Raw genomic sequence first — 25,027 nt, 5'->3', positions numbered from 1 at the left:
AATGACGCGAGCGGATGAAAAGGAAGCGGCAGATTTTCTCGCCGCCCACCCTGAGACGGTGCAGATCCAGGCCTACCTGACCGACCCGTCCGGCGTGGCACGCGGCAAGGTGCTGCGGCCCGAGGAAATGAAAACCGCCTATCGTGATGGCAGGCCACTCCCCTGCTCCATTCTCTCGCTCGACATGCTGGGCGTCGATGTGCTGGAGACGGGCCTTGTCTGGGAAGAGGGCGACAGTGACCGCCCTTGTCTCCCCGTTGCGGGCTCCCTCACCCATGCCCCCTGGCATGACGTTCCGACGGCGCAGTTGATCCTGACCTCATTTGAGCGCGACGGCTCGCCGACGCCGGCCGATCCGCGCCACGCACTCGCCCGCACTGTTGCCGCGCTCGAAAAGCTCGGCGTGAAGCCAGTTGTCGCCATTGAACTCGAATTCTATCTGGTGGACCGCGAAGCCGCCGCCGCCGGACGCCTCAAGCCGCCTGCCGCGCCAAACGGTTTCGCGCCCTCCCATCATCAGGCCTATCTGATGCAGGATCTCGAGGACTTCTCGCCCTTCCTCAACGACGTGTTCGATGGCGCGAAGAAGATGGGCCTGCCTGCGCGCACGCTGATCTCGGAATATTCGCCCGGCCAGTTCGAGATCGTGCTCGAACACCGCGACGACGCCATGCGCGCCGCAGACGACGCCATTCTCTACAAGCGCCTCGTGAAAGGCATGGCCGAACGCCACGGGCTCACCGCAACCTTCATGGCAAAACCCTATGCCGAACTTTCCGGCAGCGGCATGCATGTGCATGTCTCGCTCGCCGACGACAAAAATGAAAATCTCTTTGCAGGCGATGGCGCCGACCTCACACCGCATCTCGCCCACGCGATTGGCGGCCTCGAAGCAACGATGGGCGAAAGCATGGCCTTCTTTGCGCCGAACGCCAATTCCTACCGCCGTTTCCGGCCGAACTCCTACGCGCCGCTCGCACCGGCATGGGCGGTGGACAACCGCTCGGTTCCGCTTCGCGTCACATCAGGCCGGCCGGAGACACGCCACCTCGAACACCGCGTTTGCGGCGCCGATGCGAACCCCTATGTTGCGCTCGCCATCGTGCTCGCAGGCATTGCCGAAGGTCTGGAAATGAAGATTGCACCGAATGCGCCTGTCACCGGCGACGGCTATGGCAAGATGAAAGCGACGCTGCCCGCGAACTGGTGGAAGGCGATCGAAACCACGCGCAACTCCACCTTTGCGCGTGAGCGGCTCGGCGAGTTCGCCAGCATCTATCTGACCATCAAGGAAGCCGAGTGCGACCGCTTCTTTGCAGCGGTCAGCAGCACCGATATCGAATGGTATCTCAGGAACGTCTGAGCGCTACTGCAGGTAGACCGGATCGCAGGGGTATTTCGCCTCGAGCGCGCGCACGGCAATCTCATAGGCCGGGCGCGAAACCATACCGGGATTCGCCTCGGCATAACCGACCACGTGCTGCGCGAACTGACGGAAGCTGAGTTCGTTCGGCAGATCGAAACAGCCTCTTTCGTCGCTGTTGGGGCCCATGCGTTCCGCCCGGAACGGCTCGCCCATAGTGAGGGTTTCATGCTGCGGCATGATGAGGCCGACAAGAAATTCCTTGCAGGCCTCGCCTTGCGAGCCTGCGGCATGGCCACCATCGATCAGGCTACGGCAGACGGAAACAAGCTGCTGCCCGCTCCTGACATTCTGCGCTGCAAATGCGCCGCCCGCCCCAAGGCACATGGCCAGCGCGGCGCCAAGGACAAGTCTGGCGAACTTTCTCATCTGCTTGATCTCCGGCAATAACGCTACTCGAACAACCGACGCAACCTAACACATTCTGAACCCCGAGGCGGCTTCACTGGTCGAGAAGCGCAATTTTCTCCGGCGAGCGGAACGCGACGCCCTTCAGCGCCGGGCTTTCCGCCGCATGGGCAAAGGCGCTGCGGATGGCCGCTGCCCGCGCCTCGAAAAGCGGCGCCATGTCCGGGTGGGTGAAAATGTAGAGCTCATTTCCGAGAATGGCCTCAACCACCCGCGCGCCGACATGGTCAGGGTCGATACCCGACAGAACGAACTGCTTGGCGATCTCCTCCCGCTCGGGATCGCGCTCGTCGTTCGCCGAACCATATTTCTCCTGCCGCGCGCGATCGCTTTCATAGATTCGCGTCTTGACGAAACCGGGGCAGAGAACCGACAGGCCGATATTCTCCGGTGCTAGCTGCTGCACCCAGCCTTCCGACATGCCGACCACAGCATATTTCGACGCCGTATAGGGCTCCATGCCCGGCGCGGAAATGATCCCGGCCATCGACGCCGTATTGACGAAATGCCCGCCTTCGCCATGCGCGCGAATATGCGGCAGGAAAACCTCCATGCCATAAACCACGCCCATGACATTGACCGCGATGGTCCATTCCCAGTCGCCCGGCTCCATCGTACCAATGGCCCCGCCCGCGCCGACGCCCGCATTGTTGCAGACGACATGCACCTTGCCGAAGGCATCGAGCGTCGCACGCGCGGCCTGCTCCACGGAGGAGCGTTCCGCCACGTCGCAGCGTACGCCTTCCGCCTTGATCTGCCGCTCGCGCAGATCCTTCAGCGCCACGTTTAGATCGTCCTCGTTGATATCGGCGAGCATCACATTCATGCCCGCAGCGCCAAAGGCCCGCGCCATCGACAGTCCAATGCCGCTTGCGCCGCCTGTCACGAAGGCGGTCTTGCCGGAAATATCTTTCATCATGCTGCCTTTGCGAGATCGTCGAGCGCGTCGAACTCGGCGAAGAGTGTTGCGCCATTGGGCGCTTTTTCGAGACCGACGCGGATCGCCTCGCGCGTCTGCTCGCGCGAGAAATCGGCCTGCGTCACGGCATGCCAGTGCACCATGCCCTGCCAGATAGGATCGATCAGATCGGTCCCCTTCACCGTCCCGCCATCGACGGTCTTGAAGGTGAAGCTGCGCATCTCAGACACCGTGGTCTGCAGATAACCGACATGGATCGCTTCGTCGGTCCGGATGCGTTCGACCATAGCCGCCGCCTCGGCCGCTTCCGCGCGCCGCGCGGGGAACGCCTCGGGATCGCGCATGATCTCGCAGCAGAATGCAAAGAAGCTCTCCGCCCGCACCTCGATCATCAGCACATTCATGAGCAGGAGGATAAGCTGCTCGAAACCCGCAGGAAGTTGCGGCATCAGCCGGCCCGTATCCGGCCGCGCAATGCTTTCGGGGATTTCAGGCAGAGGATAGCGGTCCTTGCCGAAACAGAGATCCCGCGCCGCATACCACATCGCATCATGCGCGCCGAATTCGGGTTCCGCCGGATCGCCGCCCTCATCCGCGCCATGCGCGTAGAGCAGCCCCTTGTGGAGATGGCCCGTGCAGGTCCGCGAAATATCCTCGACGATGATCTGCTGGAAGTCCGGCGCCACCAGGTCGCAAAGCGCACGTCCCCGCGCCTCGATCACGCCGGTAATGGTGAGCGAATTCCACAGCTGCTGCCCCATGCCATGGCTCAGCAGAAAGCGCTCCTGCGGAATATTCGGGTAATTGCCACGCTTCAGCAGCTGCACGGTCGCATCGATCAGCGGCCAGCCTTTCGCTGTCAGCGCCTCCTGCCAGGCATGAACCGCCGGCCAGCGATGCAGCACGCGCGGCGAAACATAAGTGCCGTCTGCCAGAAACCCGCCATGCAACCGGTATCCTGCCTGTTCATGCGGCCGCGCATAGTCGTGGCTCGCCATCAGTTCATCGCGCGTATATGTGAGCTTCGCCATCTAGTTCTCCTCCCGTGAGCCTTGTGGCCCTTATTTCTTCAGTGCCCGGACGAATAGCCAGGTCATGCTGTCGATCATTTTCTTGCGGTCGAGCTTGCGGCGAACGCCATAGGCGCCGCCCTGCTTGATCGCACCGACGATAAGATACCCAGCCATGCGGGTATCGACGTCCGGCGACACCTCGCCCGTCGTCTTCCACTTCTCCATGAGTTCGGCCCAGACATCCGCCCAGCGATCCACCGGCCCGCGCCGCCCCACGCCACCGGTGCTGAGCACATCGATATCGGTCAGCGCCGCGCCGAGCACACCGGGATTCTTGTCGGAATATTCGAAGACGGCGATCAGCAATTCGCGGATACCTTCGTCCAGCGAATGCGCAAGGGCCATGTGCCGCTCGACGAATTCATGCAGCTCGTCCGCCGCCTCGTCGGTGAAGGCGAGGAAGCAATCGAGCTTGTCTTCGAAATGCAGATAGAAGGTGCCGTGACCGACGCCCGCCGCCTTGGAAATATCCTGCGGCCGCGTTTCGTGATAGCCGCGCTCGGCGAAGAGCTTGCGCGCCGCCTCCATGAGCTTTCGCCGGCTCTCGAGCTTCCGCTTCGCGCCGCCGCTCACGCCGGAAGGTTCAGCCCCGCTCGCCCGCACGGCCGATTCTCCCCGGTCACCATCTTCCAGAACGGCCGCTTCTGCGGCTTCTCGGGTTCTGGAACCCGTTTCCTCCGTGGTCATGCAGAAAGCGTCGGGCCATATTGACAAAATGTCAATATGATTACCCTCCCTTTGCGGGCGGTCTGCCTGAATCCTGTCAGCGTTTCGTTCAAGACCGCCCCGCTCCCGGCCCTTAGCGTCCTCCCTGAACAGGGAGAGACCCATGCCCGCCAAACGCGACTTCGTGCCCGCTCTCGGCAAAGCCGAGTTCACCAATGCCTATGACAAGGTCATCGCTATCATGACGCGGGAAAAGCGCTGGCGCCCCCTCGTCGCCAAGGCCCTCGCGCTCGCACCCGGCGAAACCGTGGTGGATATCGGCGCGGGCACGGGTAGTCAGGCGATACTGCTGAAGACGCAAACCCCGGACATTCGCATGATCGCGATCGATCCCGACCCGCAGGTTCTTGCGATAGCCCGCGCCAAGGCAGAGGGGGCGGACGCGGCCATCGAATGGCACGAAGGTTTCGGCGACGAGGCGCATGACCATCTCGGCGAGGGCTTCGCGGATGCCGTGGTGTCGAGCCTCGTCCTGCATCAATGTCCAATGGAGGTGAAGTCCGGCATCCTGGCATCCGCCTTTCGCCTGCTGAAGCCGGGCGGCCGCCTTGTTATCGGCGATTACGGCCTGCAACGCTCCTTCCTGATGCGCACACTTTTCCGGCAGGTGCAGATGGCGGACGGCTTCGAATATACGCAGCCGAATGCGGACGGCATTCTGAGCGAATTGATTCCGGCCGCAGGCTTCACCGCACTTGAGGAGCGTCGTGTCTTCCCGACACATACTGGCTCGATCAGCATCTACCACGCGGTGAAACCGGCCTGACGTTCAGCCAAGGGTCCCCGCCGCAACGCCGGGCGTGACGCCGAACATGCGCCGCATGGTGCGGGAGAAATGCGCCTGATCCGAGAAGCCGCCCGACGCGGCGGCTTCGGCGAGCGTCGCACCGGCGGCAATTGCGCGCGAGGCGCGGCCAAGCTTCTGCCACAGCAGCGATTGCGACAGCGCGACGCCGAGTTCGGCCTGAGCCAGTTCCCTCAATCGCTGCGCCGAAAGCCCGGCCGCCTTTGCCGCCGCGCCGATAGCGCCCCGCTCGCCGGGCTCATTGCGCAGAAAGGCAAGCGACGCGGTAAGCCGCGGGTCGAGGGCTTCCGGCGCGGCGATATCTAGAAATGCGGAGAGCTCAATGATCGCGTTTTCGGGATCGGCCGTTGAAAGTGATGCCGCGAGGCTCTCGGGAAGCGGCGATATCGCCTCGCCAAACCGCCGCCGCAGCGCGCGGCCAAGCGGCAATTCGGCCTCGACATATAGCGCCGTCACTTCGCCGCGCGCGCTCAGGAATTCATGCCGCACCATAGGCGGAATGACGATCGCCCGCGCCTCCAGCACGGTGCGGTCGCTCCGCATCGCGATGCCGGCATCCCTGCCGGCCGCAATCTGGATTGCGGCATGGCGATGCGGCGCATTGGCATCCGTTCGTCCGCGATAGACGGCCCACCCCTCGCCGAACTCGAAGCGCCCGGCCCACATAAGAGCCTACTCCGCCGCCTTGCGGCCCCGTTGCAGGATCTCCCAGAGCTTCACAGGCGTCACCGGCATGTCGATTTCCTCGATGCCATAGGGCGCCAGTGCATCGATCATCGCATTGATGAAGGCCGCAGGCGCGCCGACTGTGCCGGCCTCTCCCGCGCCCTTCACGCCAAGCGCATTGGAGCGCGCCGGGATCTCGTTATAGCTCACATCGAAATCCGGGAAGTCGGAGGCGCGCGGCATCCAATAGTCCATGAAGGAGCCGGTCACGAGCTGGCCGTTCTCGTCATAAACGGCATGTTCGCCCATCGCCTGGCCAAGCCCCTGCACGATGCCCCCATGCACTTGCCCCGCAACGAGCAGCGGGTTCAGGATCTGTCCGAAATCGTCCACCGCAGTAAACCTCGTGACGCGATAGGTGCCAGTCTCCGCGTCGATCTCCACCTCGCAGATATGCGCGCCATTCGGGAAGGTATTGCCCTTCTGCGTATATTCGCCGTCGCCTGCGAATTCGCCGAGATCGGCTTGGCCTTCGGCAATCTTCGCCACCGCGAAGAGGTCGATCACCTTGTCCGTGCCCGCGACCACGAACACAGGCTCGCCATCGGCCCCGCGATATTCGATATCGGCCTTCGCCGCTTCGAGTTCGTTCGCCGCGATCTCCCGGCCCTTCTCGATCAGCTTGTCTGAGGCATCGGAAATCGCGCCGCCCGCCATGTAGAGCGCCTTGGAGCCGCCGGTGCCCGCGCCGCCGGGCAGCACATCGGAGTCGCCAAGATGCACCTTGATCTTCTCGCCGTCGATACCGAGCCGCGACGACACAAGTTGCGTCCAGGCCGTCTCATGCCCCTGCCCGTTCGTCTGCTGGCCAGTCCAGACATGGACGTGCCCGTCCTTCGGATCGACCGAGATGCGCGCATAATCGGCCATGCCCGCCGCCGTGCGCTCGACATAATAGCTGTATCCGAGCCCGAGGAGCTTGCCCTCGCGCTCCGCCGCCGCGCGCCGCGCGGCGAAACCCGAAACATCCGCCCGCTTCATCGCATCGTTCAGATTGCGCTCGAAATCGCCGGAGTCGAAAGGCAGCGACGGCGCCGCATTGAGCGGCATCGCGCTTGGCGGCACGAAATTGCGGCGGCGGATGTCGTCGGGCGTGAGACCCATCTCGCGCGCGGCTTTCTCCATCAGCCGTTCGATCACATAAGACGCTTCGGGCCGCCCCGCGCCGCGATAGGCGTCCACCGGCACCGTGTTCGTATAGACCGCGCGCACATGATTATGCATCGCCGGCACCATATAGACGCCGACATGCATGCCGCGCGGCGCGAGCGAGGGAATGAAAGGCCCGAACTGGCTCTGATAGGCGCCGAGATTGGCGATCGTGTCGACTTTCACGGCGAGGATCTTGCCATCCTTGTCGAGCGCGAGGGCAGCTTCCGTCACATGGTCGCGGCCCTGGCTGTCCGTCAGGAAGCTTTCCGAGCGGTCCGCCGTCCACTTCACCGGACGGCCGATCATCTTCGAGGCAAACAGCACCAGTGGATATTCGGGATAGACGAAGGTCTTCATGCCGAAGCCGCCGCCCACATCCTCCGTCACGACGCGCAGCTTCTCGACCGGAATGTTCAGCGAGTGCTTCGCGATATTCGTGCGCATGCCATGCACACCCTGGCTGCACACATAAAGCGTATAGTGATCGCGATCCGCCTCGTAATTCCCGAGCGCGGCGCGCGGCTCCATTGCCGCCACGACGATGCGATTGTTGATGAGCTTCACCCGCGTCACATGATGCGCGGCCTTCATCGCCGCCTCGACCGGCTCCGCCTCGCCGATTGACCAGTCATAGGCGAGATTGCTCCCGTTTTCCTCCCAGATCACCGGCGCATCCGCGGCAAGCGCGCCCGCCGTATCCGCAATCACCGGCAGGTCTTCATAATCGACCATCACGAGGTCCGCCGCGTCACGCGCCTGCGCCGGCGTTTCGGCAACGACCATCGCCACAAGATCGCCGACATGGCGCACACGGTCGCGCGCGATCAGCCAGCGCGTCGTCTTGAAGATCGGCGTGCCGTCCTTGTTCTTCAGCATGTCGGCGGCGGGCGAATAGACCGTGCCGAGCCCCGCCTCTTCCGCATCCTTGCCCGTATAGATGGCGACGACGCCCGGCGCTGCCTTCGCATCTTCCGTGTCGATGCTGGCAATCCGCGCATGGGCATGGGGGCTGCGCACCATCACCGCATAGAGCTGACCCGGCAGCGAGATGTCGTCGGTGAACCGCCCCTTGCCCGAAACAAGACGCATATCCTCGACGCGCCGCGCCGGCTGCCCCACACCGAACTTCACCATGAACGGACCTCACTCAGATGCGTGAAGGATGCGCGAACAAGAACCCGCACCCGGAATGGAACATCGCCAGCGCAGGACGCGCCGGTGCGGGGGATCAATCGCGGAAGGACGGATCGATCCGGTCGAGCGTGCGCAGAAGGGCGGGCCAGGCCAGGTTGCCGATGCCGTGCTTCTTGTGGAACATGCCCTGGTCCGCCGTCTTTTCCGGCACGCCGGGATTGGGCATGGTCAGCTTCACGCCGCCCGCAAGCGCGCGCACCTGCATGGTGCAGGCCCGCTCCAGGAAATAGAGCCGCAGGAAAGCGTCGGCGCAGGTCGCGCCCGCCGTCAGCAAACCGTGATTGCGCAGGATCATGCAATGCTTGTTGCCAAGATCGGCGACCAGCCGCTCGCGCTCGTCATGCTCGAGCGCAATGCCTTCATAGTCGTGATAGGCGAGGTCTTCGAGCACGACCATCGCCGTCTGCGACAGCGGCAGCAGCCCGTCCGCCTGCGCCGACACGGCAACACCATCGTCCGAATGCGTATGGATCACCGCATTCGCCTCCGGCACCGACATATGCACCGCGCTGTGGATGGTGAAGCCCGCCGGGTTCACCGCATAGTCGGTCGGCATGACGATATTGCCGTCGAGATCGATCTTCACGAGGCTCGATGCCGTGATCTCGTCGAAGCTCATGCCATAGGGATTGATGAGGAAGTGGTGCTCGGGCCCCGGCACGCGTGCCGAGATATGCGTATAGATGAGGTCGCTCCACCCGTAATGCTCGACCAGCCGGTAGGTGGCCGCGAGGTCCACACGCACCTGCCACTCCGCCTCCGTCACGAGTTCGCGCACAGGAACGTCTCTGAAATCTGCGGCAACGGACATGGCGTCCTCCCTTTCCTCAAAAACCGGATTCTATGTTCCGGTCAGTGTGCCACGAGGCGGGGGCTCACCGCAAACCGGCTATTCCGCCGCCTTGGTCTGAGGCACAGGTTCCAGCACCTTGCCGGGGTTGAGAATGTTCTTCGGGTCGAGTGTGCGCTTCAGAAACCGCATCAGCGTCACTTCCTCCGGGCTGCGCGACCAGTCGAGATAGGGCCGCTTTTCGAGGCCGATCCCGTGTTCCGCCGAAACCGAGCCGTTGCGCTTGCGCAATTCGCCATAAACGACGGCCTCCACGCCGCGCCGCGTCTCGATATTCGCATCCGGGAAGCGCCCCGGAATAACATGCAGATTGCCGTCGCCTAGATGGCCGAACACCATCAGCGAGCTTTGCGGCCACTTCGCGGCGAGCCCCTTCCGCACTTCAGCGATATAGCTTTCCATGTCGGCAATGCCGAGGCTCACATCGAAAGTGAACATCGGATAGGTGTGGACCACCTGCCCCACATCGTCGCGCAGCGCCCACATCGCATCGCGTTCCGCCTGGCTCTTCGCGATCACCGCATCCGAGATCTCGCCCGCCTCCAGCGCCTCCATCATCGCCGCCTCGAAGCGCGCCGAATCCGCCTCCTGATCGCCGCCCATGGACTCGACCAGCACATAATAGGGGTGGCCATGCGCGATGATCGGCTTGCCTTTGGCGGGCTCCATCGTCACGAGCTTGTAGAAATCTTCCCACATCACTTCGAAAGCAGAGAGCGTGCCGCCAAGCGCGCGCTCCATATGCCGCAGGAATTTCGGCAGCTGCTCGAAGCTTTCCACCGCCACGAAGCCCGTATCCTGCGAGCGCGGCTTCGGCCAGACCCGCAGCACCGCCCGCGTCACGACGCCGAGAGTGCCCTCGGAGCCGATGAACATCTGCTTCAGGTCATAGCCCGCATTGTTCTTGATGAGCTTGTTCATGGAGGTCATCACCGTGCCGTCCGCCAGCACCGCCTCAAGCCCGAGCACCATGTCCCGCGTCATGCCATAGCGGATCACGCGGTTGCCGCCCGCATTGGTGGAAATATTGCCGCCGATGGTGGCCGAGCCTCTCGCGCCGAGATCGAGCGGGAAGATGAGCCCCTTTGCGTCCGCCGCTTCGCACACCGTCTGCAATACGCAGCCCGCCTGCACTGTCATCGTGCCACCCGCCTCGTCGATCTCCTCGATCCTGTGCATGCGCTCGAGCGAAAGCGCGATATGCCCATCCGCCTCGCCACCTTCGACAAGCCCTGTCTTGCCGCCCCAGGGCACCACGCCCTCACCCGCCGCATGGCAGAGCTTCAAGGCCGCGGATACCTCTTCTGTGTTCGCCGGACGAAGCACCGCCGCTGGCACACCGAGCTTGCTCCAGCCGCCCTGCGCCTTCTCCGCCGCCTCCGCCCCGGTCAATACGCACTGGGCCCCGAGCGCCGCCTTCAGCTTCGAGATGAGTTCGTCCGATGCCATGTCATCCTCCCGGGATCATGTTCTTGGATGCGACTATAGCGGGAAAGCGGGCCAAGTGCGCTTCACCCGATCACCCGCTTCACATAGCCGAGCCACCGCTCATAGCGCGCCGCCCGCTTGCTCTCGGCCATTTCCGGCGAAAAGCCCCGCTCGCAGCGCCAGTGTTTCGCAACCGATGCCCGGTCGCCGTAAAAGCCGGTCTGCATTCCCGCAAGATAGGCCGCGCCGAGCGCCGTCGTCTCGGTGATTTCCGGCCGCTCCACCGGCCTCCCCAGAATATCGGCAAGGTTCTGCGCGAACCAGTTGTTCGCCACCATGCCGCCATCGACGCGGAGCGCCTGCGGGCTTGTCAGCCCCGCCGCCTTCATGTCGGCGGCCATCGCTTCCATCAGGTCGCGCGTCTGATAGGACACGCTTTCAAGCGCCGCGCGCACCACTTCCTTCGCGCCCGTATCCCGCGTCATGCCGAACAGCGCGGCGCGCGCATTGGGCTCCCAGTAAGGCGCACCGAGCCCGGTAAAGGCCGGAACAAGTACGGTCTGGCTATGCGGGTTGGCCTCACGCGCCATCTGCTCGCTCTCGGCAGAATGGTCTATCAGCTTCATCTCGTCGCGCAGCCATTGCACGATCGCGCCCGCCATGAAGATCGATCCTTCAAGCGCATAGGTCGTCTCGCCGCCGATACGATAGGCAATGGTGCCGAGCAGCCTGTTGCGGCTCTCGACGCGCTTCGCCCCCGTGTTCAGCACCGCGAAACAGCCCGTGCCATAGGTCGATTTCATCAGCCCCGGCTCGAAGCACGCCTGCCCCACCGTCGCCGCCTGCTGGTCGCCCGCCACACCCGCAATAGGCACCGGCGCGCCGAGCAGTTCCTTCGCCGTCACGCCGAAATCCGCGCAGCAATCGAGCACCTCCGGCAGCACGCCGCGCGGAATGGCGAAGAGCCTCAGCAGCTCGTCGTCCCACTCATTCGTCTCGATATTGAAGAGAAGCGTCCGCGAGGCATTGGTCGCATCGGTGACATGGCGCTTGCCGCCGGTGAGATTGTAGATGAGCCAGCTGTCGATCGTCCCGAAGCACAGTTCGCCCTTCTCGGCCCGCGCCCGCGCGCCTTCCACATTGTCGAGGAGCCAGCGGAGCTTCGTGCCCGAGAAATAAGGATCGAGCAGCAGCCCGGTCTTCGCCTGCACAAGCGGTTCCTTGCCGTCCGCCTTCAGCTTCGCGCAATAATCCGCCGTCCGCCGGTCCTGCCAGACAATGGCTTTGTGGAGCGGCTTGCCCGTGGCCCTGTCCCAGAGCACCGTCGTTTCGCGCTGATTGGTGATGCCGATGGCCGCAATATTTTCGGCCGTTGTGCCGCTCGTCAGCACGCCCCGGCAGACTTCCAGCGTCGCCGCCCAGATTTCCGCCGCATCATGCTCCACCCAGCCATCGCGCGGGAAAATCTGCCGAAGCTCCTTCTGCCTGACCCGCATGGGCGAGCCCGAATTGTCGAACAGCAGCGCCCGCGTGCTCGTCGTCCCCTGATCGATGGAAAGAATATAGTCCGCCATGAGCCTCCCCTTTTCTTGGGGCAAAGGCTAACCCGGCGCGCGGCCCGGCAAAAACCCCTTTAGCGCGAAGGGGCGAAATTTCACTGACCAGATGTTATATTCCGGTCATGGACATGGACCGCCCCGCCGCAAAACCGGAAATGGTCGACCCCTTCGGGCGGACGGTTTCCTATCTGCGCGTCTCGGTGACGGACCGCTGCGACTTCCGCTGCGTCTATTGCATGTCCGAGCACATGAACTTCCTGCCCAAAGCCGACCTGCTGACGCTGGAAGAACTCGACCGGCTCTGCACGGCCTTCATTGCCAAAGGCGTCCGCAAGCTCCGCCTCACGGGCGGCGAGCCGCTGGTGCGCCGCGATGTCATGGTGCTGATCCGTGCACTCGGCCGCCACCTCGAAACCGGCGCGCTTGACGAACTGACGCTGACGACGAATGGCAGCCAGCTCGCCCGCTATGCGGACGACCTCTTCGCCGCCGGCATCCGCCGCATCAATGTCTCCATCGACACGCTGGACGAAGCCCGCTTTCAGGAGATCACGCGCTGGGGGAGATTGCCCCAGGTGCTTGACGGCGTCGCGGCGGCAAAACGTGCTGGGCTCAAGGTGAAGATCAACACCGTGGCTCTCAAAGGCGTGAACGAGGCAGAAATTCCTTCACTCATCGAATGGGCGCATGGCGAGGGTCACGATCTCACGCTGATCGAAACCATGCCGATGGGCGATATAGACGGCGACCGCACGGATCAATATCTGCCGCTGTCGGAAGTCCGCCGCGCACTCTCGGCCCGTTGGACGCTCGACGATCTCGCCGAGCGCACAGGCGGCCCCGCGCGCTATGTCCGCGTGAAGGAAACGGGCGGCAAGCTCGGCTTCATTACGCCGCTCACGCATAATTTCTGCGAAAGCTGCAATCGCGTCCGCCTTACCTGCACGGGCAAACTCTATATGTGCCTCGGCCAGGAAGATGCTGCGGACCTCCGCGCGCCACTCCGTGCCAGCGCAAGCAACGACCTTCTCCACGCCGCCATTGATGAAGCCATCGGCCGCAAGCCCAAGGGCCATGATTTCGTCATTGATCGCGCCAGCAACCGCCCCGCCGTGCCCCGCCACATGTCGCTCACAGGCGGGTAAAAAATGTCATTGCCGGGCTTGACCCGGCAATCCAGAAGCTGCCGCAGGCAGCGTCAATCTTCGAAAAAATCTAGATCACATTTCAGTCAATGAGACGCAGGTGCTTGCCACCCTGGACCCCCGGGTCAAGCCCCGGGGGTGACGTGACGAAAACTAAAGATGCGAAACCACTCACCCCCGCGTCTGCTCCCTCGCCCATTCAAGATAATCCTCGTTCCCGCCAAGGATGGGCAGCACCAGCATGGCCGGCACGTCATAGGGGTGGAGCGCCCGGAGGCGCGCCATGACGCGCTCCTTCAGCGCCTCCCGAGTCTTGATGAAGACCGCCGCCTCTTCTGCCTTTTCAACGGTCCCCTTCCATTCGTAGACGGAGCGCATGCCGGGATGGATATTGACACAGGCTGCCAGCCGCTCGCGTACTAGCGCTTCCGCAGTCACCTCGGCCTCCGCCACCGAACCGAAGGTCGAATAGAGGAAGATGAATTCACCCTCCGCTTGCTTATCGCCGCTCATATGCTTACCTCTGCTGACACTGCGGGGCCTCGCCCCTACTATGCCAGCGCAAGCAGCGAAAGATGAAGCCGATGAGTTTCGACAAGATCGCCTTCGTGGCGACCGAAATGCCCGAGTCCCAGGCGGCGCTGGCCCGCCTGACCGCACAATATGGCGCCGCCTCTCCGGACGAGGCGGATGTCATCGTCGCGCTGGGCGGCGACGGGCTCATGCTGCAGACGCTCCATGAGCACTTGAACAAGCGCATTCCGATCTACGGCATGAACCGGGGCTCGGTCGGCTTCCTGATGAATGAATACCGGGACGACAATTTGAAAGAACGTCTCGCGGCCGCCGAGCGCGCTACCATCCACCCGCTGAGGATGCGCGCCACGCTTGCCGATGGCAGCCGTCAGGAGGCGCTCGCCATCAACGAGGTCTCGCTGCTCCGCGAAACCTATCAGGCGGCGAAGATCCGCATTTCCATCGACGGCAAGACTCGCATGGAGGAGTTGATTTGCGACGGCGTGCTGGTGGCAACGCCTGCAGGATCGACGGCCTACAATCTCTCTGCGCAGGGGCCTATCGTGCCGATCGACGCGGCACTTCTCGCGCTTACGCCGATCAGTGCCTTCCGTCCCCGCCGCTGGCGTGGCGCCCTGCTCTCGCACCGCGCGAAAGTGCGCTTCGATATTCTCGAATCCGAAAAGCGTCCCGTAAGCGCAGTTGCCGACCACACCGAGTTCCGCCGCGTCCGCGATGTCGAGGTCGAGGAGGACAGCTCCATCGACCTCTTCATGCTCTTCGATCCCGACCATGGGCTCGAGGAACGCATCATCACGGAGCAGTTTCTTTACTGACCGGCCGTGGCCTCATCCCGCTTTCGGTTTGGCAACATTCGCCACCGCCGAAAGCGGTTCGTCCGTCACGCAATAGCCTGCTTCCGCCGGAATGCGCAGGATCGGCTCGCCCTTCTCGTTTTTCATCACCTGCGGCTCGACCGTCACCACCGGCGTCTTGCGCGCCGTCTCGATGGCATGGGCGACACTCGGGCTGCGGCCAACCTTCTCGACATTCATCCGTGTCGGGAAGATGATGGTGCGCTTGCCCTCGTCGGCCTCCTGAAGCGCGAGATGCGGCCTGATCCATACGCTGTCGACCGACTCCGATCCGTCATGCACGGCGAGATGATCCGCCGGCGCGCTGGCGAGATAGAACCGCGTGTCGAAACGCTTGGGCATCATGTTCGGCGTGATCCAGTGTGCGAATGGCGTCAGCATGTCGCCGGCAAGGCGAAGCCCCTCGCGTACCAGAAAATCCGCAATACCAAGCTCACCCTTGTTCAACGGATCGCGGAACTGCTCCAGCGCCTTCAGCCGCCCCGCGTCGATCAGCGACCCCGTCTGTTCGCTGCGCGCGAGCAGCACACCGGATTCCTCGAACGCCTCGCGGATCGCCGCCACGCGCATCGAGAATTCCCAATCGTCGAGACCTTCCATCCCGTCCGCCCGCTCGCGAACGCCCGGCGCCATGTCGAGCTTGTCCACCTTGCCGCCGGGAAAGACGAGCGCGCCGCTCGCAAAATCGATCTGGTGGTGCCGCACCACCATGAAAACCTCCAGTCCTTCTGTGCTATCCCGCAACAAAAGGATAGTCGCCGCCGGAATTAGCGCATCTCCGCCGGTTTTTGCCTGCCCATCCGCCATAAGAACCTCCCATTGCATCGAATTTGATGCATCTCGTTCACGCATTGGCGACGTTGTCCGCCGCTCGCTTGGCGCGGTTAAGCACTCGGAAAGGGTCTCGCTTCAGGCTAAGTCCCAGTAATGCGCGCACCGCCCGGAAATGAGATGTACAGCAGTTCCTTCCGCCTGACCAATCGGGACATCGACATAGCTTTCGATGCAGGGCACCTGTTTCTCGTCTGCCAGCCGAAGCTTTGCCTGGCCACCGGCGAGGCGCTGGGCGCGGAAGCTTATATCCGCTGGAACCACCCCGATTACGGCCTTCTGCCGCCGGGCCTCTTCCTCTCGTTCTTCGAACGCCGCGAACGTAGCGGCGAGCTGACCCGTTTCGTGGCCCGCGCCGCTGCACGCACCCTCGCCAAATGGCAGACCGCCGGCCAGCAATGGCCGCTCTCGATCAATCTATCCGCGCCCGATCTTGCCGATATGGGGCTCCCCGGCGCTCTCGATGAAATCATGGCCGAGCATGGCCTCGACCCCGCTTCGCTGATTCTCGAGGTGCCGGAAGGCGCCTTCGCGCGGCATGGCGAGACGGCGCAGCGCACTCTTGCCGATTTCCGGCGTCTCGGATTCCGCACCGCGCTCGATGGCGGCGGTGCCGTCATCGTGCCGGACGATCTGCTGACGCGCGAACATTTCGACGAAGTGAAGATCGGCGGCGCCGCAATCATCCAGTTTGCACGACGGCTCAAAAGCACCGGCCTCGGCTTTGTCGGCAAGCGCGTCGCGCTCGCCGCTTCGCGTGGGCTCGATGCCACCGCCGTCGGCGTCGAGGACACAACGACGCTTGCCGCCCTCCCCGCTCTCGGCTTCACCGCCGCGCAGGGTGCACATATCTGCCGTCCATCGGCGCCCGCCGAATTGTTCGGCTGGTCCGCACCCCATCTCGTGCCGGAGCCGGAGCCCGTCTCCCCCGCGGAAGACGTGATGGAACTTCACGATCCGCTGCCCGAAAACGACGATGTGGAATGCGCCGTCGAGACGGTTCTCGAACTCACCGATCCCATCGTCGAATATTCATGGGAAGATGCCGACGCCATGATCCCGCAAGAAGAAGTGCGCGGCGTCGCATGGCGCATCGACCGCGTCTGCCTCTTCCCGGACCGCCACCTCGTCGCGTTGATCCGCCGCAAGCGCGTTCTGCCCCACATGAAAAAGGCGGAAGCAAAAAAGCCTCCTCGAAAGAAGGCGGTAGCGCAGGCTGTCGTCGCGGCGAAAGAATCGGCGCCGGCGAAAAAGCCGGTCCGGCGCGCACCGATGCGCCGCATGACGAAGCGCGCGCCCGCTGGCCTCGTCACGCGGCCAAGCCTCGTGCAATTTGCGCTCGGTTTCTAGGCGCGCTTCACACCCTTTCAATCACCATCGCAATGCCCTGCCCCACACCGATGCACATGGTGCAAAGCGCGTAGCGGCCCTGCCGCTTTTCAAGCTCATACATGGCCGTAGTGACGAGCCGCGCCCCGCTCATCCCGAGCGGATGACCGAGCGCAATGGCGCCGCCGTTCGGGTTCACATGATCCGCATCGTCGCGCAGTCCGAGATCGCGCATAACGGCAAGCCCCTGCGAAGCAAATGCTTCGTTCAGTTCGATAACGTCGATGTCGCCGATATTGAGGCCCGTTTTTTCCAGCACCTTGCGCGTCGCGGGCGCCGGACCAATGCCCATGATGCGCGGCGGCACACCAGCCGTTGCCATCGCAACAATGCGCGCGCGCGGACGAAGCCCATTCGCCTCCGCAGCCTCCGCAGAGGCAAGGATAAGCGCACAGGCACCGTCATTCACGCCCGATGCATTGCCCGCGGTTACCGTGCCGCCCTCGCGGAACGGCGCCTTGAGCTTTGACAAGGCATCGAGCGTCGTATCGGGCCGCGGATGCTCGTCGCTATCGACTACCGTCTCGCCCTTCCGGCTCGCAATCGTCACCGGCACGATCTCCGTCGCAAAGCGGCCGGATGCCATCGCCGCGCCTGCGCGCTGCTGGCTCCGCCAGGCGAATGCGTCCTGGTCCTCGCGCGAAATCTGGAAATCCTCGGCGACGTTCTCCGCCGTTTCCGGCATGGAATCGACGCCATATTGCCGCTTCATCAGCGGGTTCACGAAGCGCCAGCCGATCGTTGTGTCGAAGATTTCGGCATCGCGCGAAAAGGCGCTCGTCGCCTTGCCCATCACGAAGGGCGCGCGCGACATGCTCTCCACGCCGCCTGCAATCATCAGCCCCGCCTCGCCGGACTTGATCGCCCGCGCCGCCGTGCCGATTGCGTCCATGCCCGAGCCGCAAAGCCTGTTTACGGTCGAACCCGGCACACCCTCCGGCAATCCGGCAAGCAGCGCCGACATACGCGCCACATTGCGGTTGTCCTCGCCCGCCTGATTTGCGCAGCCGAATATCACATCGTCCACACGCTCCCAGTTCACATCCGGGTTGCGCGCCATCAGCGCCATCAGCGGCACCGCGCCCAGATCGTCCGCGCGCACGCTCGCAAGCGAACCGCCGTAACGCCCGATGGGGGTGCGCACCGCGTCGCAGATAAAGGCTTCCTGATGATGGCTCATGGGCTTTGTCCTCTACTGTCGTCCAGAGGGCGAAACCTAGATCATTTAGTGACGCAGGGGAATTGGCAGATCAGGCGACATTCTGCTTGCGCAGCGCGGCGGGCATGGCGGCCACGCGGGCCAGCTTGTCGATCATGCTGTCGAGATCGCTCGCTTCCACATGCTCGTAGATCTCGCGCAGGCCTTCGAGCACGTGATGCCGGAAAAGCTCGATGTCGAGAGAGCCATCGGAGCTGCGAGCGGCATGATAGGTGTCAAGCACGCGGCGGAACGCTGGATAAAGCGCCTCCGGCATGCCGGCCCGCGCATAGACGGCGCGGAAGCCGAGCGCGCCCACATCGTGAATGAGCCGCCAGATTCGCTCGTCGGGCACCGCCGTCAATTCGGCGAAGGCCGCTTCGACAAACCGGATTTCGCCCGAACATGCGGCTCGCAGGATCAGCGTCGCCGTCAGACGGCCATTCGACGCGAGCTGAGCAACCAGCGCCTTCATATCGTCGGTGCTCATCCGCTTGAACGTATCTGCGGTGGTGCGCTCGCGTGCCTGTTCTTCCAGGTTCGCCGCCACGCGGTGGTCGACTTCATGTTCCTCGACGAGATATTCGCGGATCTGCTCCGAAATCATCGCGATCAGCCGCTCGACGAGCAGTGCCGGCAGCTCACCGCGTCTTACCAGCGGCGCTGCGACATCGGCATCGTCCGCATACCGCTCGGCAAGCATCGTCGCCGCCGCTTCGTTGATGACGGCGCCGGAATTGTGAACCAGCGTCAGCACCGCCGTCCGGTCGCCGCGATGCGCGATCGCCTCGGAAACCTGCGCACGCACTTCCGGCCTGCCGGCAATGGCGCGCTGTTTGGCGGGCGAGCCGTAATAGACGAGACCCACGAGATCCTCGTCCGTGAGTACGGGCGATCGCTCCAGAACGGGGATGGCCACCTGGTCGATATCGCGCGCAAGCTGCAGCACGATACTTCGCGGCGCAGCCGCATTGTCCGTCAGGCAGCGCGCCAGCGACTCACGCACCGAAACGGCGACGTCATGAACGAGATAGCCGAGAATTTCATGCGCAAGCTCGCGCTCGCGGGGGAGAAGCTCCACATCCGCGACCTGCCGGGCGACTTTCGCCGCCACCTGCGCCCTTGCGTTTTCCGACGGGTCCGAGAGGAGGCGCTCCACATCGGCAATCGTCAGCTTTTCCGATTTCATTCCGGTTCTCGGTTCACACGACTTGCGGCGCGCTCAAACATTGAGCGCACATGCCCTTAGCCTAGGTGAGAACCCTTGCCGAACGGTTTATTCAGCCCCCGGAAAGCATTAAGAAAACTTACGATTTTGCCTTTGATGCATGAAGATCGAAACGAGAATAAGAGCCCCGATCATGCTCACATGCTCCGTGGCCGTATGAAAACTGTTAACCTTTTGCGGCCCCTCCGGCATCGCCCAGAAATTGTGGACGAGCAGAATGGTAAGAAATGTGAATACGCCAAGCGCGCCTGCCCCGAGCCAGACATGGCGGCCGGTGATGACGAGCGCAGAGCCGACAAGTTGGGTCGCCGCCGTCGCGATCACGACAAGGGCCGGTTGAGAGAAGCCGAGCGAGGCAATTATCTCCACGCTCTCGCCGAAATTGGCGAGAAGCCCCAGCCCGCTCCCCCAGAACATGAAAGTCAGCAGAATGCGCGTGACGACAGCGGTGGCCGGCGCCTCGAGAATGGCAGCAACGAATCCCGGTGTCATGAAATCTCCTCCCCGAAATTTCCCCGAAAATCCTGTGGTAATAATTCTCCCGGCTCCAGGCCCTGTCCAGCCTGAATACCCCCGTCCGGGCCGTGATTTTGACTCCCCCGCCTTTTCATGGATGATCCGGCCCAACCAGAAAATTCAGCTAACGGGGTCCGGATTCCATGCTTGAAGGCATTAAGGTCATTGAAATGGCCACCTACATCGCAGCACCGGGTGCGGCGGGCATCCTCGCCGACTGGGGCGCGGAGGTCATCAAGGTGGAGCCGCTGTCGGGTTGCCCGATGCGCTACACCATGTCGAATGTCGGCGCCGACCACCTCAAGGGCTCGCCGATCTTCGACCTCGACAATCGCGGCAAGAAAGGCCTCGCCATCGATACCTCGAAGCCCGAAGGCGTCGAAGCCGTTAAGCGGCTGGTCAAGGATGCAGACGTCTTCATCACCAATGTCCGCCCCGGCGGGCTGGAGCGTGCGGGCCTCGACTATGAGTCGCTCAAGCAGGTGAACCCCCGCCTCGTCTATGCGAGCGTGACGGGCTATGGCCTCGAAGGGCCGGACCGCGACCGCCCCGGCTTCGACATCGCCGCCTTCTATGCGCGCTCAGGCGTCGGCTGGCTGCAGACCGTGAAGGGCAAGGAGCCGGTCACGCTGCGCACGGGTATCGGCGATCACACGACCAGCATGGCAACGGTTGGCGGCATCCTTGCCGCCCTTGTCGAGCGCCAGAAAACAGGCGCTGGCCGCCTTGTCGAGGCCTCGCTGCTTCGCGCTGGCATCTATGCGGCAGGTTCCGACACCGCCGTCCAGCTTCGCTATGGAAAGCTCGGCTCCACCAAATCGCGCCATGAGGCGCTCATGCCGATCAGCAATTTCTTCCAGGCGAAGGACACCTGGATCGTCATCGTGCCGCGTCAGGGCACGGTCGACTGGACGGCGGTCTGCCGCGCCGTCGGCCGCCCCGAACTCGAAACCGATCCACGCTTCCACAATCCGAAAAAGCGCCGCCAGAACGCTGCCGAGCTGGTGGATATTCTCGATGCCGCCTTCGCCGAACACGATCTCGACTACTGGCGCGCGAAGCTCGATGCCGAAGACATCATCTGGGCGCCGCTCATGCGCCCGGCCGATGTCTATGCCGATCCGCAGGCGCATGCCGCCGGAGCTTATGTGAAAGTGCCGGAGGAAGACGGCTCGGGCAACTATCTTGCGCCCGCTTCCCCCATCCGCTTTCCGGGTTACGACGACACGCCGCGCTCCGCCTCGCCCGCTCTCGGCCAGCACACTGTTGAAACGCTCAGAGAGGCCGGTTACAGCGACGCCGAACTTGACGCCCTTCGCGCAGCAGGCGCTATCAAATGAGCCTCTTGCGACCCATATAAAGCCGAATCATATCCGCAAAGGGAGTTGTACGCCGTGACTGAAAACACCTATGTGCCGCCGAAAGTCTGGACCTGGAATCAGGACAAGAACGCCAACCGCTTCTCCAATATCAACCGGCCCATTGCCGGCCCGACCCAGGAGAAGGAGCTGCCTGTCGGCAAGCATCCGCTGCAGCTCTATTCCCTTGGTACGCCGAACGGCGTCAAGGTAACGGTGATGCTGGAGGAACTGCTCGAAGCCGGGCACAGCGGCGCCGAATACGACGCCTGGCTCATCAATATTGGTACTGGCGACCAGTTCGGCTCGGGCTTCGTTTCGATCAATCCGAACTCGAAGATTCCCGCCCTGCTCGACCGCTCGACCGATCCGCACACCCGCGTCTTCGAAAGCGGCGCGATCCTGCTCTATCTCGCGGAGAAATTCGGCGGCGCCTTCGTGCCGAAAGATCTCTCGAAGCGCGCCGAGTGCTACTCATGGCTCATGTGGCAGATGGGTTCCGCGCCCTATCTCGGCGGCGGCTTCGGCCACTTCTACGCCTATGCGCCCGTTAAGATCGAATATGCGATCGACCGCTTCGCGATGGAAGTGAAGCGCCAGCTCGACGTTCTCGACCGCCGTCTCGCCGAAAGCCGCTTCATCGCGGGCGACGACTACACCATCGCCGACATGGCAATCTGGCCCTGGTATGGCGCGCTGGCAAAAGGCCTGCTCTACGAGTCCGCCGAATTCCTCAGCGTCCATGAATACAAGCATGTGAACCGCTGGACGGACGAAGTCGGTCAGCGCCCGGCCGTGAAGCGCGGCCGCATGGTCAATCGCACCTGGGGCGATCCGGCGAGCCAGCTGCCCGAGCGCCACGACGCAGGCGACTTCGAGAAGGCCGGAAAGCCCGCGGCCGAGTGAACATCAGGTGAGGTGAGGCTCATGCCTCACCTCACATATCCAAGTCGCCACGCGATACGTTTTTCGGCCTCCACCACGATCAGCAAGGTCACGCCTACGCACACGATCGCAACGCCGTCGGCGAACGACACAGGTGTACTGCCGAACACGCTTTGAAGAAACGGCAGGTAAGTGAAGGCAAACTGGGCAGCGGTGACACCCGTTACGCCGAACAATACGGCGCGTGTTCCCATCACCCCCTGCAGCGTCAGCGAAGTGCCGTGCACATAACGCACGCTGAAAAGATAGAAAATCTCCATCACGACGATGGTATTGACGACCATTGTTCGTGCCGTTTCGACCGGCAGATCGCGGCTCACCGCCCAGAAGTAGATGCCAAACGTCCCCATCACCATCAGCTGGGAAACGAAAAGAACGCGCCAGAGTACGCGGCCTGACAGCAGCGCCTGCCCCGCCGGGCGCGGTGCGCGCTTCATTGCGCCGGGTTCCGTCGGCTCGAAGGCAAAAGTGAGGCCGAGGGCAATGCCGGTCACCATGTTGATCCAGAGAATCTGGATCGGCAGCACAGGCAGGGTAAGGCCCAACAGCACGGCCAGAATGATCGTCAGCGCCTCGCCGCCATTGGTCGGCAGAACCCATGAAATGATCTTGGTCAGATTGTCGTAGACCGTTCGTCCTTCCCGAACGGCGGCAACGATCGAGGCGAAATTGTCGTCGGCGAGCACAACTTCGCTCGCCTCCTTTGCCGTTTCCGTGCCCTTGCCGCCCATCGCAACGCCGATATCGGCGCGCTTCAGCGCAGGTGCATCGTTGACGCCATCGCCCGTCATCGCGATCACGGAACCATCTGCCTGCAGTGCCTCGACAAGACGGAGCTTGTGTTCGGGGCTCGTCCGCGCAAAGACGCTCGCTTCCCGTGCCGCGCGCAGGAACCCCGCATCGTCCAGCGCATCGAGATCCTGCCCGGTAACGGTGCGCACCTCCGCGCCCATGCCGAGCTGGCGCGCAATTGCGCTTGCCGTCACGGCGTGATCGCCGGTTATCATCTTCACGGCGATGCCCGCTCCCCGGCACTCCTCGATGGCCGCAATGGCTTCGGGCCTCGGCGGATCGATCAACGCGACGAGACCCAGCAGCGTGAGCCCGCTCTCCGCATCGGCGCTTGAAACCTCCGACACACCTTCCGGCATGACACGCCGCGCCAGTGCGATGACGCGCTGCCCTTCCGCCGCCAGCGCGTCGACCTGCCCATGCCAGAACGCGCCGTCGATCTCCGATGTCCCCTCCGGTGTCGCCGCTGTGGCGCACATGTCTATCACGCGTTCCGGTGCGCCCTTGAGATAGAGAATTGGTGCCCCTTCATCGCGCTTGTTCAGCGTCGCCATATAGCGGTGCCGCGCATCGAAGGGGATTTCCGCAAGCCGCGTAAACCGTGCCCGCGCCGCCGCAACGTCGTGCCCCGCCTTGATCGCGAGCGACAGCAGCGCTCCTTCCATCGGATCGCCGTCGGTGACCCACTGGCTTTCCTTCTCCGTGAGTTCCGCATCGTTGCAAAGGAGCCCTGCCAGTGTCAGCTCCTCGATCACCGGATAGGACGGAACGTCGATAGCAGAACCATTCGCCAGGAAGCGGCCCTCCGGCTTGTAGCCTGCGCCCTCGACCTTCGCCTGAACCAGTGCCGTTACCACGGCGCTCACTGTCATTTCGTTCCGGGTCAGCGTCCCCGTCTTGTCCGAGCAGATGACGGAGACGGAACCGAGTGTCTCGACCGCAGGCAGCCGCCGGATCACGGCATTGCGGCTCGCCATGCGCTGCACACCGACCGCAAGCGTGATCGTCATAACAGCAGGCAAGCCTTCAGGAATGGAGGCGACCGCCAGCCCCACGAGAATCATGAAGGCCTCGCCGATGTCGTAGACCGGGCCGAGGGCCGCATAGAGGAAGATGAAGGAGGCCAGCGTCAGCACGACAATGGCAATCTGCCGTGCGAATTGATCCATCTGCCGTGTGAGCGGCGTGGTGAGCTCCTCGACCTTTTCGAGCAAGCCGCTGATGCGTCCGAGTTCAGTGCCGGCACCGGTCGCAACGGCAACGCCCGCGCCTTGTCCCGCCGCCACAAAGGTACCTGAATAGGCCATCGACATGCGGTCGCCGAGCGAAGCTGATGCATCGGTGGGCTGCGTCACCTTGTCGACCGGCACCGATTCGCCCGTCAGCACAGCCTCGTCGATTTTGAGATTGCTCGCCTTCACCAGCCGGAGATCGGCGGGCACCCGATCACCGGCCTCGAGCAGAACGATATCGCCGGGCACGACCTCACTCGCCGCAATGCTGCTCCGCCGTCCGTCCCGCAGCACCGAGGCATGGGGGTCGATCATGCCGCGGATTGCCTCAAGCGCCTTCTCGGCGCGCCCCTCCTGAATGAAACCGATGGTTGCATTGGTGAGCACCACAAGGGCAATCACTATCGAATCGGCAATATGCCCGATGGAAAGGGCGAGCACCGCTGCAGCAATCAGCACATAGATGAGAAGATTGTTGAAATGCCGGATGAAGCGGCCGAAAGGGCCGCGCCTCTTCCCTTGTGGCAGCCCGTTGGGCCCGTACTCGGCAAGACGGCGCGCTGCCTCCTCGCGGGAAAGGCCATCATCGCTCGTCTTGAGCAGCGAAAACGCTTCGCGCGTTTCCATGCTGTGCCAGACATGATCCTTCGGCGCGCCCACTTCTCCCCCGATTGCTGCAAGTGCTCCACTCACTATGCCGCAATTTTCGTGGGAGTGTCAGTCGGCGCCTTGCCGCAGC

General features: G+C 63.3%; 22 protein-coding genes. 7 read left to right on the top strand and 15 right to left on the bottom strand.

The window, feature by feature from the left end; genetic code table 11:
- Position 1: 1 nt before the first annotated feature.
- Positions 2-1,363 carry a glutamine synthetase family protein gene (locus ACK4FH_RS10745; protein WP_409813423.1) on the top strand — a complete coding sequence of 454 codons (1,362 nt, stop codon included), beginning with the start codon at positions 2-4 and terminating at the stop codon, positions 1,361-1,363.
- Between the two features lie 3 nt (positions 1,364-1,366).
- Here ACK4FH_RS10745 and ACK4FH_RS10740 read toward each other — a convergent pair whose 3' ends face one another.
- The 4 genes from ACK4FH_RS10740 to ACK4FH_RS10725 all read right to left on the bottom strand — a co-directional run bounded on the left by ACK4FH_RS10740 (position 1,367) and on the right by ACK4FH_RS10725 (position 4,426).
- Positions 1,367-1,792 carry a Rap1a/Tai family immunity protein gene (locus ACK4FH_RS10740; protein ID WP_409813420.1) on the bottom strand — a complete coding sequence of 142 codons (426 nt, stop codon included), beginning with the start codon at positions 1,790-1,792 and terminating at the stop codon, positions 1,367-1,369.
- Positions 1,793-1,865: 73 nt separating this feature from the next.
- Positions 1,866-2,750, bottom strand: a complete 885-nt coding sequence (locus ACK4FH_RS10735; RefSeq protein ID WP_409813417.1) for an SDR family NAD(P)-dependent oxidoreductase — start codon at positions 2,748-2,750, stop codon at positions 1,866-1,868.
- Complete coding sequence (locus ACK4FH_RS10730) at positions 2,747-3,781, bottom strand: hypothetical protein (RefSeq protein ID WP_409813414.1); 1,035 nt, start codon at positions 3,779-3,781, stop codon at positions 2,747-2,749. The genes ACK4FH_RS10735 and ACK4FH_RS10730 overlap by 4 nt, the downstream gene beginning before the upstream one ends.
- A 30-nt stretch (positions 3,782-3,811) precedes the next feature.
- Complete coding sequence (locus ACK4FH_RS10725) at positions 3,812-4,426, bottom strand: TetR/AcrR family transcriptional regulator (RefSeq protein ID WP_409813412.1); 615 nt, start codon at positions 4,424-4,426, stop codon at positions 3,812-3,814.
- A gap of 226 nt (positions 4,427-4,652) precedes the next feature.
- On the opposite strand from ACK4FH_RS10725, the gene ACK4FH_RS10720 reads away from it, so the two are divergent.
- The gene (locus ACK4FH_RS10720) at positions 4,653-5,315 is read left to right on the top strand and encodes a class I SAM-dependent methyltransferase (protein ID WP_409813410.1); all 663 of its coding nucleotides are present in this window, start codon (positions 4,653-4,655) and stop codon (positions 5,313-5,315) included.
- A gap of 3 nt (positions 5,316-5,318) precedes the next feature.
- On the opposite strand, the gene ACK4FH_RS10715 is transcribed toward ACK4FH_RS10720, so the two are convergent.
- From ACK4FH_RS10715 to glpK, 5 genes are all read right to left on the bottom strand, one after another.
- Positions 5,319-6,020, bottom strand: coding sequence for a helix-turn-helix domain-containing protein (locus ACK4FH_RS10715; protein ID WP_409813407.1), 702 nt, complete (start codon positions 6,018-6,020; stop codon positions 5,319-5,321).
- Positions 6,021-6,026: 6 nt separating this feature from the next.
- Complete coding sequence (locus ACK4FH_RS10710; RefSeq protein ID WP_409813404.1) at positions 6,027-8,366, bottom strand: xanthine dehydrogenase family protein molybdopterin-binding subunit; 2,340 nt, start codon at positions 8,364-8,366, stop codon at positions 6,027-6,029.
- Positions 8,367-8,460: 94 nt separating this feature from the next.
- Positions 8,461-9,237 carry a class II aldolase/adducin family protein gene (locus tag ACK4FH_RS10705; protein WP_409813402.1) on the bottom strand — a complete coding sequence of 259 codons (777 nt, stop codon included), beginning with the start codon at positions 9,235-9,237 and terminating at the stop codon, positions 8,461-8,463.
- Positions 9,238-9,315: 78 nt separating this feature from the next.
- The gene (locus ACK4FH_RS10700; protein WP_409813399.1) at positions 9,316-10,725 is read right to left on the bottom strand and encodes an FAD-binding oxidoreductase; all 1,410 of its coding nucleotides are present in this window, start codon (positions 10,723-10,725) and stop codon (positions 9,316-9,318) included.
- A 62-nt stretch (positions 10,726-10,787) separates the two neighbouring features.
- A complete protein-coding gene (glpK, locus tag ACK4FH_RS10695) occupies positions 10,788-12,278 on the bottom strand; it encodes a glycerol kinase GlpK (protein WP_409813397.1) in 1,491 nt (496 codons plus the stop codon).
- 113 nt (positions 12,279-12,391) lie between these two features.
- Here glpK and moaA point away from each other — a divergent pair, with 113 nt between their 5' ends.
- Complete coding sequence (gene moaA, locus ACK4FH_RS10690) at positions 12,392-13,408, top strand: GTP 3',8-cyclase MoaA (protein WP_409813395.1); 1,017 nt, start codon at positions 12,392-12,394, stop codon at positions 13,406-13,408.
- Between the two features lie 171 nt (positions 13,409-13,579).
- Here the strand turns inward: moaA and cutA are convergent, their stop codons facing one another.
- Positions 13,580-13,921, bottom strand: coding sequence for a divalent-cation tolerance protein CutA (gene cutA, locus ACK4FH_RS10685; protein ID WP_409813393.1), 342 nt, complete (start codon positions 13,919-13,921; stop codon positions 13,580-13,582).
- A gap of 62 nt (positions 13,922-13,983) precedes the next feature.
- Between cutA and ACK4FH_RS10680 the strand changes: the two genes are divergently transcribed.
- A complete protein-coding gene (locus tag ACK4FH_RS10680) occupies positions 13,984-14,760 on the top strand; it encodes an NAD kinase (protein ID WP_409813391.1) in 777 nt (258 codons plus the stop codon).
- A gap of 12 nt (positions 14,761-14,772) precedes the next feature.
- Here ACK4FH_RS10680 and ACK4FH_RS10675 read toward each other — a convergent pair whose 3' ends face one another.
- The gene (locus tag ACK4FH_RS10675) at positions 14,773-15,510 is read right to left on the bottom strand and encodes an NUDIX hydrolase (protein WP_409813389.1); all 738 of its coding nucleotides are present in this window, start codon (positions 15,508-15,510) and stop codon (positions 14,773-14,775) included.
- A gap of 240 nt (positions 15,511-15,750) precedes the next feature.
- On the opposite strand from ACK4FH_RS10675, the gene ACK4FH_RS10670 reads away from it, so the two are divergent.
- A complete protein-coding gene (locus ACK4FH_RS10670; protein WP_409813387.1) occupies positions 15,751-16,980 on the top strand; it encodes an EAL domain-containing protein in 1,230 nt (409 codons plus the stop codon).
- A gap of 7 nt (positions 16,981-16,987) precedes the next feature.
- Here ACK4FH_RS10670 and pcaF read toward each other — a convergent pair whose 3' ends face one another.
- The 3 genes from pcaF to ACK4FH_RS10655 all read right to left on the bottom strand — a co-directional run bounded on the left by pcaF (position 16,988) and on the right by ACK4FH_RS10655 (position 19,937).
- Positions 16,988-18,199 carry a 3-oxoadipyl-CoA thiolase gene (gene pcaF, locus ACK4FH_RS10665; protein ID WP_409813385.1) on the bottom strand — a complete coding sequence of 404 codons (1,212 nt, stop codon included), beginning with the start codon at positions 18,197-18,199 and terminating at the stop codon, positions 16,988-16,990.
- A gap of 70 nt (positions 18,200-18,269) precedes the next feature.
- The gene (locus tag ACK4FH_RS10660) at positions 18,270-19,406 is read right to left on the bottom strand and encodes a DUF2336 domain-containing protein (RefSeq protein ID WP_409813383.1); all 1,137 of its coding nucleotides are present in this window, start codon (positions 19,404-19,406) and stop codon (positions 18,270-18,272) included.
- Between the two features lie 108 nt (positions 19,407-19,514).
- Positions 19,515-19,937 carry a DoxX family protein gene (locus ACK4FH_RS10655; RefSeq protein WP_409813381.1) on the bottom strand — a complete coding sequence of 141 codons (423 nt, stop codon included), beginning with the start codon at positions 19,935-19,937 and terminating at the stop codon, positions 19,515-19,517.
- Between the two features lie 167 nt (positions 19,938-20,104).
- Here ACK4FH_RS10655 and ACK4FH_RS10650 point away from each other — a divergent pair, with 167 nt between their 5' ends.
- Complete coding sequence (locus tag ACK4FH_RS10650; RefSeq protein WP_409813379.1) at positions 20,105-21,301, top strand: CaiB/BaiF CoA transferase family protein; 1,197 nt, start codon at positions 20,105-20,107, stop codon at positions 21,299-21,301.
- Between the two features lie 54 nt (positions 21,302-21,355).
- The gene (gene yghU / locus ACK4FH_RS10645; RefSeq protein ID WP_409813377.1) at positions 21,356-22,225 is read left to right on the top strand and encodes a glutathione-dependent disulfide-bond oxidoreductase; all 870 of its coding nucleotides are present in this window, start codon (positions 21,356-21,358) and stop codon (positions 22,223-22,225) included.
- Positions 22,226-22,251: 26 nt separating this feature from the next.
- Here the strand turns inward: yghU and ACK4FH_RS10640 are convergent, their stop codons facing one another.
- Complete coding sequence (locus ACK4FH_RS10640) at positions 22,252-24,915, bottom strand: cation-transporting P-type ATPase (protein WP_409815247.1); 2,664 nt, start codon at positions 24,913-24,915, stop codon at positions 22,252-22,254.
- Positions 24,916-25,027: the final 112 nt, after the last annotated feature.

It is taken from the genome of Parvibaculum sp. (genome assembly GCF_046297875.1).
In the GTDB taxonomy this organism is placed as follows: Bacteria; Pseudomonadota; Alphaproteobacteria; order Parvibaculales; family Parvibaculaceae; genus Parvibaculum.
Note: the sequence above shows the minus strand (reverse complement) of the source record. Positions and strands in the feature narration are given on the sequence as shown.

Excerpts from the sequence above, each read along its gene's own strand:
- ACK4FH_RS10745 (WP_409813423.1), top strand. The coding sequence starts at position 2 with ATGACGCGAGCGGATGAAAAGGAAGCGGCAGATTTTCTCGCCGCCCAC.
- ACK4FH_RS10740 (WP_409813420.1), bottom strand. The coding sequence starts at position 1,792 with ATGAGAAAGTTCGCCAGACTTGTCCTTGGCGCCGCGCTGGCCATGTGC.
- ACK4FH_RS10735 (WP_409813417.1), bottom strand. The coding sequence starts at position 2,750 with ATGATGAAAGATATTTCCGGCAAGACCGCCTTCGTGACAGGCGGCGCA.
- ACK4FH_RS10730 (WP_409813414.1), bottom strand. The coding sequence starts at position 3,781 with ATGGCGAAGCTCACATATACGCGCGATGAACTGATGGCGAGCCACGAC.
- ACK4FH_RS10720 (WP_409813410.1), top strand. The coding sequence starts at position 4,653 with ATGCCCGCCAAACGCGACTTCGTGCCCGCTCTCGGCAAAGCCGAGTTC.
- ACK4FH_RS10715 (WP_409813407.1), bottom strand. The coding sequence starts at position 6,020 with ATGTGGGCCGGGCGCTTCGAGTTCGGCGAGGGGTGGGCCGTCTATCGC.
- ACK4FH_RS10710 (WP_409813404.1), bottom strand. The coding sequence starts at position 8,366 with ATGGTGAAGTTCGGTGTGGGGCAGCCGGCGCGGCGCGTCGAGGATATG.
- ACK4FH_RS10705 (WP_409813402.1), bottom strand. The coding sequence starts at position 9,237 with ATGTCCGTTGCCGCAGATTTCAGAGACGTTCCTGTGCGCGAACTCGTG.
- ACK4FH_RS10700 (WP_409813399.1), bottom strand. The coding sequence starts at position 10,725 with ATGGCATCGGACGAACTCATCTCGAAGCTGAAGGCGGCGCTCGGGGCC.
- glpK (WP_409813397.1), bottom strand. The coding sequence starts at position 12,278 with ATGGCGGACTATATTCTTTCCATCGATCAGGGGACGACGAGCACGCGG.
- moaA (WP_409813395.1), top strand. The coding sequence starts at position 12,392 with ATGGACCGCCCCGCCGCAAAACCGGAAATGGTCGACCCCTTCGGGCGG.
- cutA (WP_409813393.1), bottom strand. The coding sequence starts at position 13,921 with ATGAGCGGCGATAAGCAAGCGGAGGGTGAATTCATCTTCCTCTATTCG.
- ACK4FH_RS10680 (WP_409813391.1), top strand. The coding sequence starts at position 13,984 with ATGAAGCCGATGAGTTTCGACAAGATCGCCTTCGTGGCGACCGAAATG.
- ACK4FH_RS10675 (WP_409813389.1), bottom strand. The coding sequence starts at position 15,510 with ATGGTGGTGCGGCACCACCAGATCGATTTTGCGAGCGGCGCGCTCGTC.
- ACK4FH_RS10670 (WP_409813387.1), top strand. The coding sequence starts at position 15,751 with ATGTACAGCAGTTCCTTCCGCCTGACCAATCGGGACATCGACATAGCT.
- pcaF (WP_409813385.1), bottom strand. The coding sequence starts at position 18,199 with ATGAGCCATCATCAGGAAGCCTTTATCTGCGACGCGGTGCGCACCCCC.
- ACK4FH_RS10660 (WP_409813383.1), bottom strand. The coding sequence starts at position 19,406 with ATGAAATCGGAAAAGCTGACGATTGCCGATGTGGAGCGCCTCCTCTCG.
- ACK4FH_RS10655 (WP_409813381.1), bottom strand. The coding sequence starts at position 19,937 with ATGACACCGGGATTCGTTGCTGCCATTCTCGAGGCGCCGGCCACCGCT.
- ACK4FH_RS10650 (WP_409813379.1), top strand. The coding sequence starts at position 20,105 with ATGCTTGAAGGCATTAAGGTCATTGAAATGGCCACCTACATCGCAGCA.
- ACK4FH_RS10640 (WP_409815247.1), bottom strand. The coding sequence starts at position 24,915 with ATGGAAACGCGCGAAGCGTTTTCGCTGCTCAAGACGAGCGATGATGGC.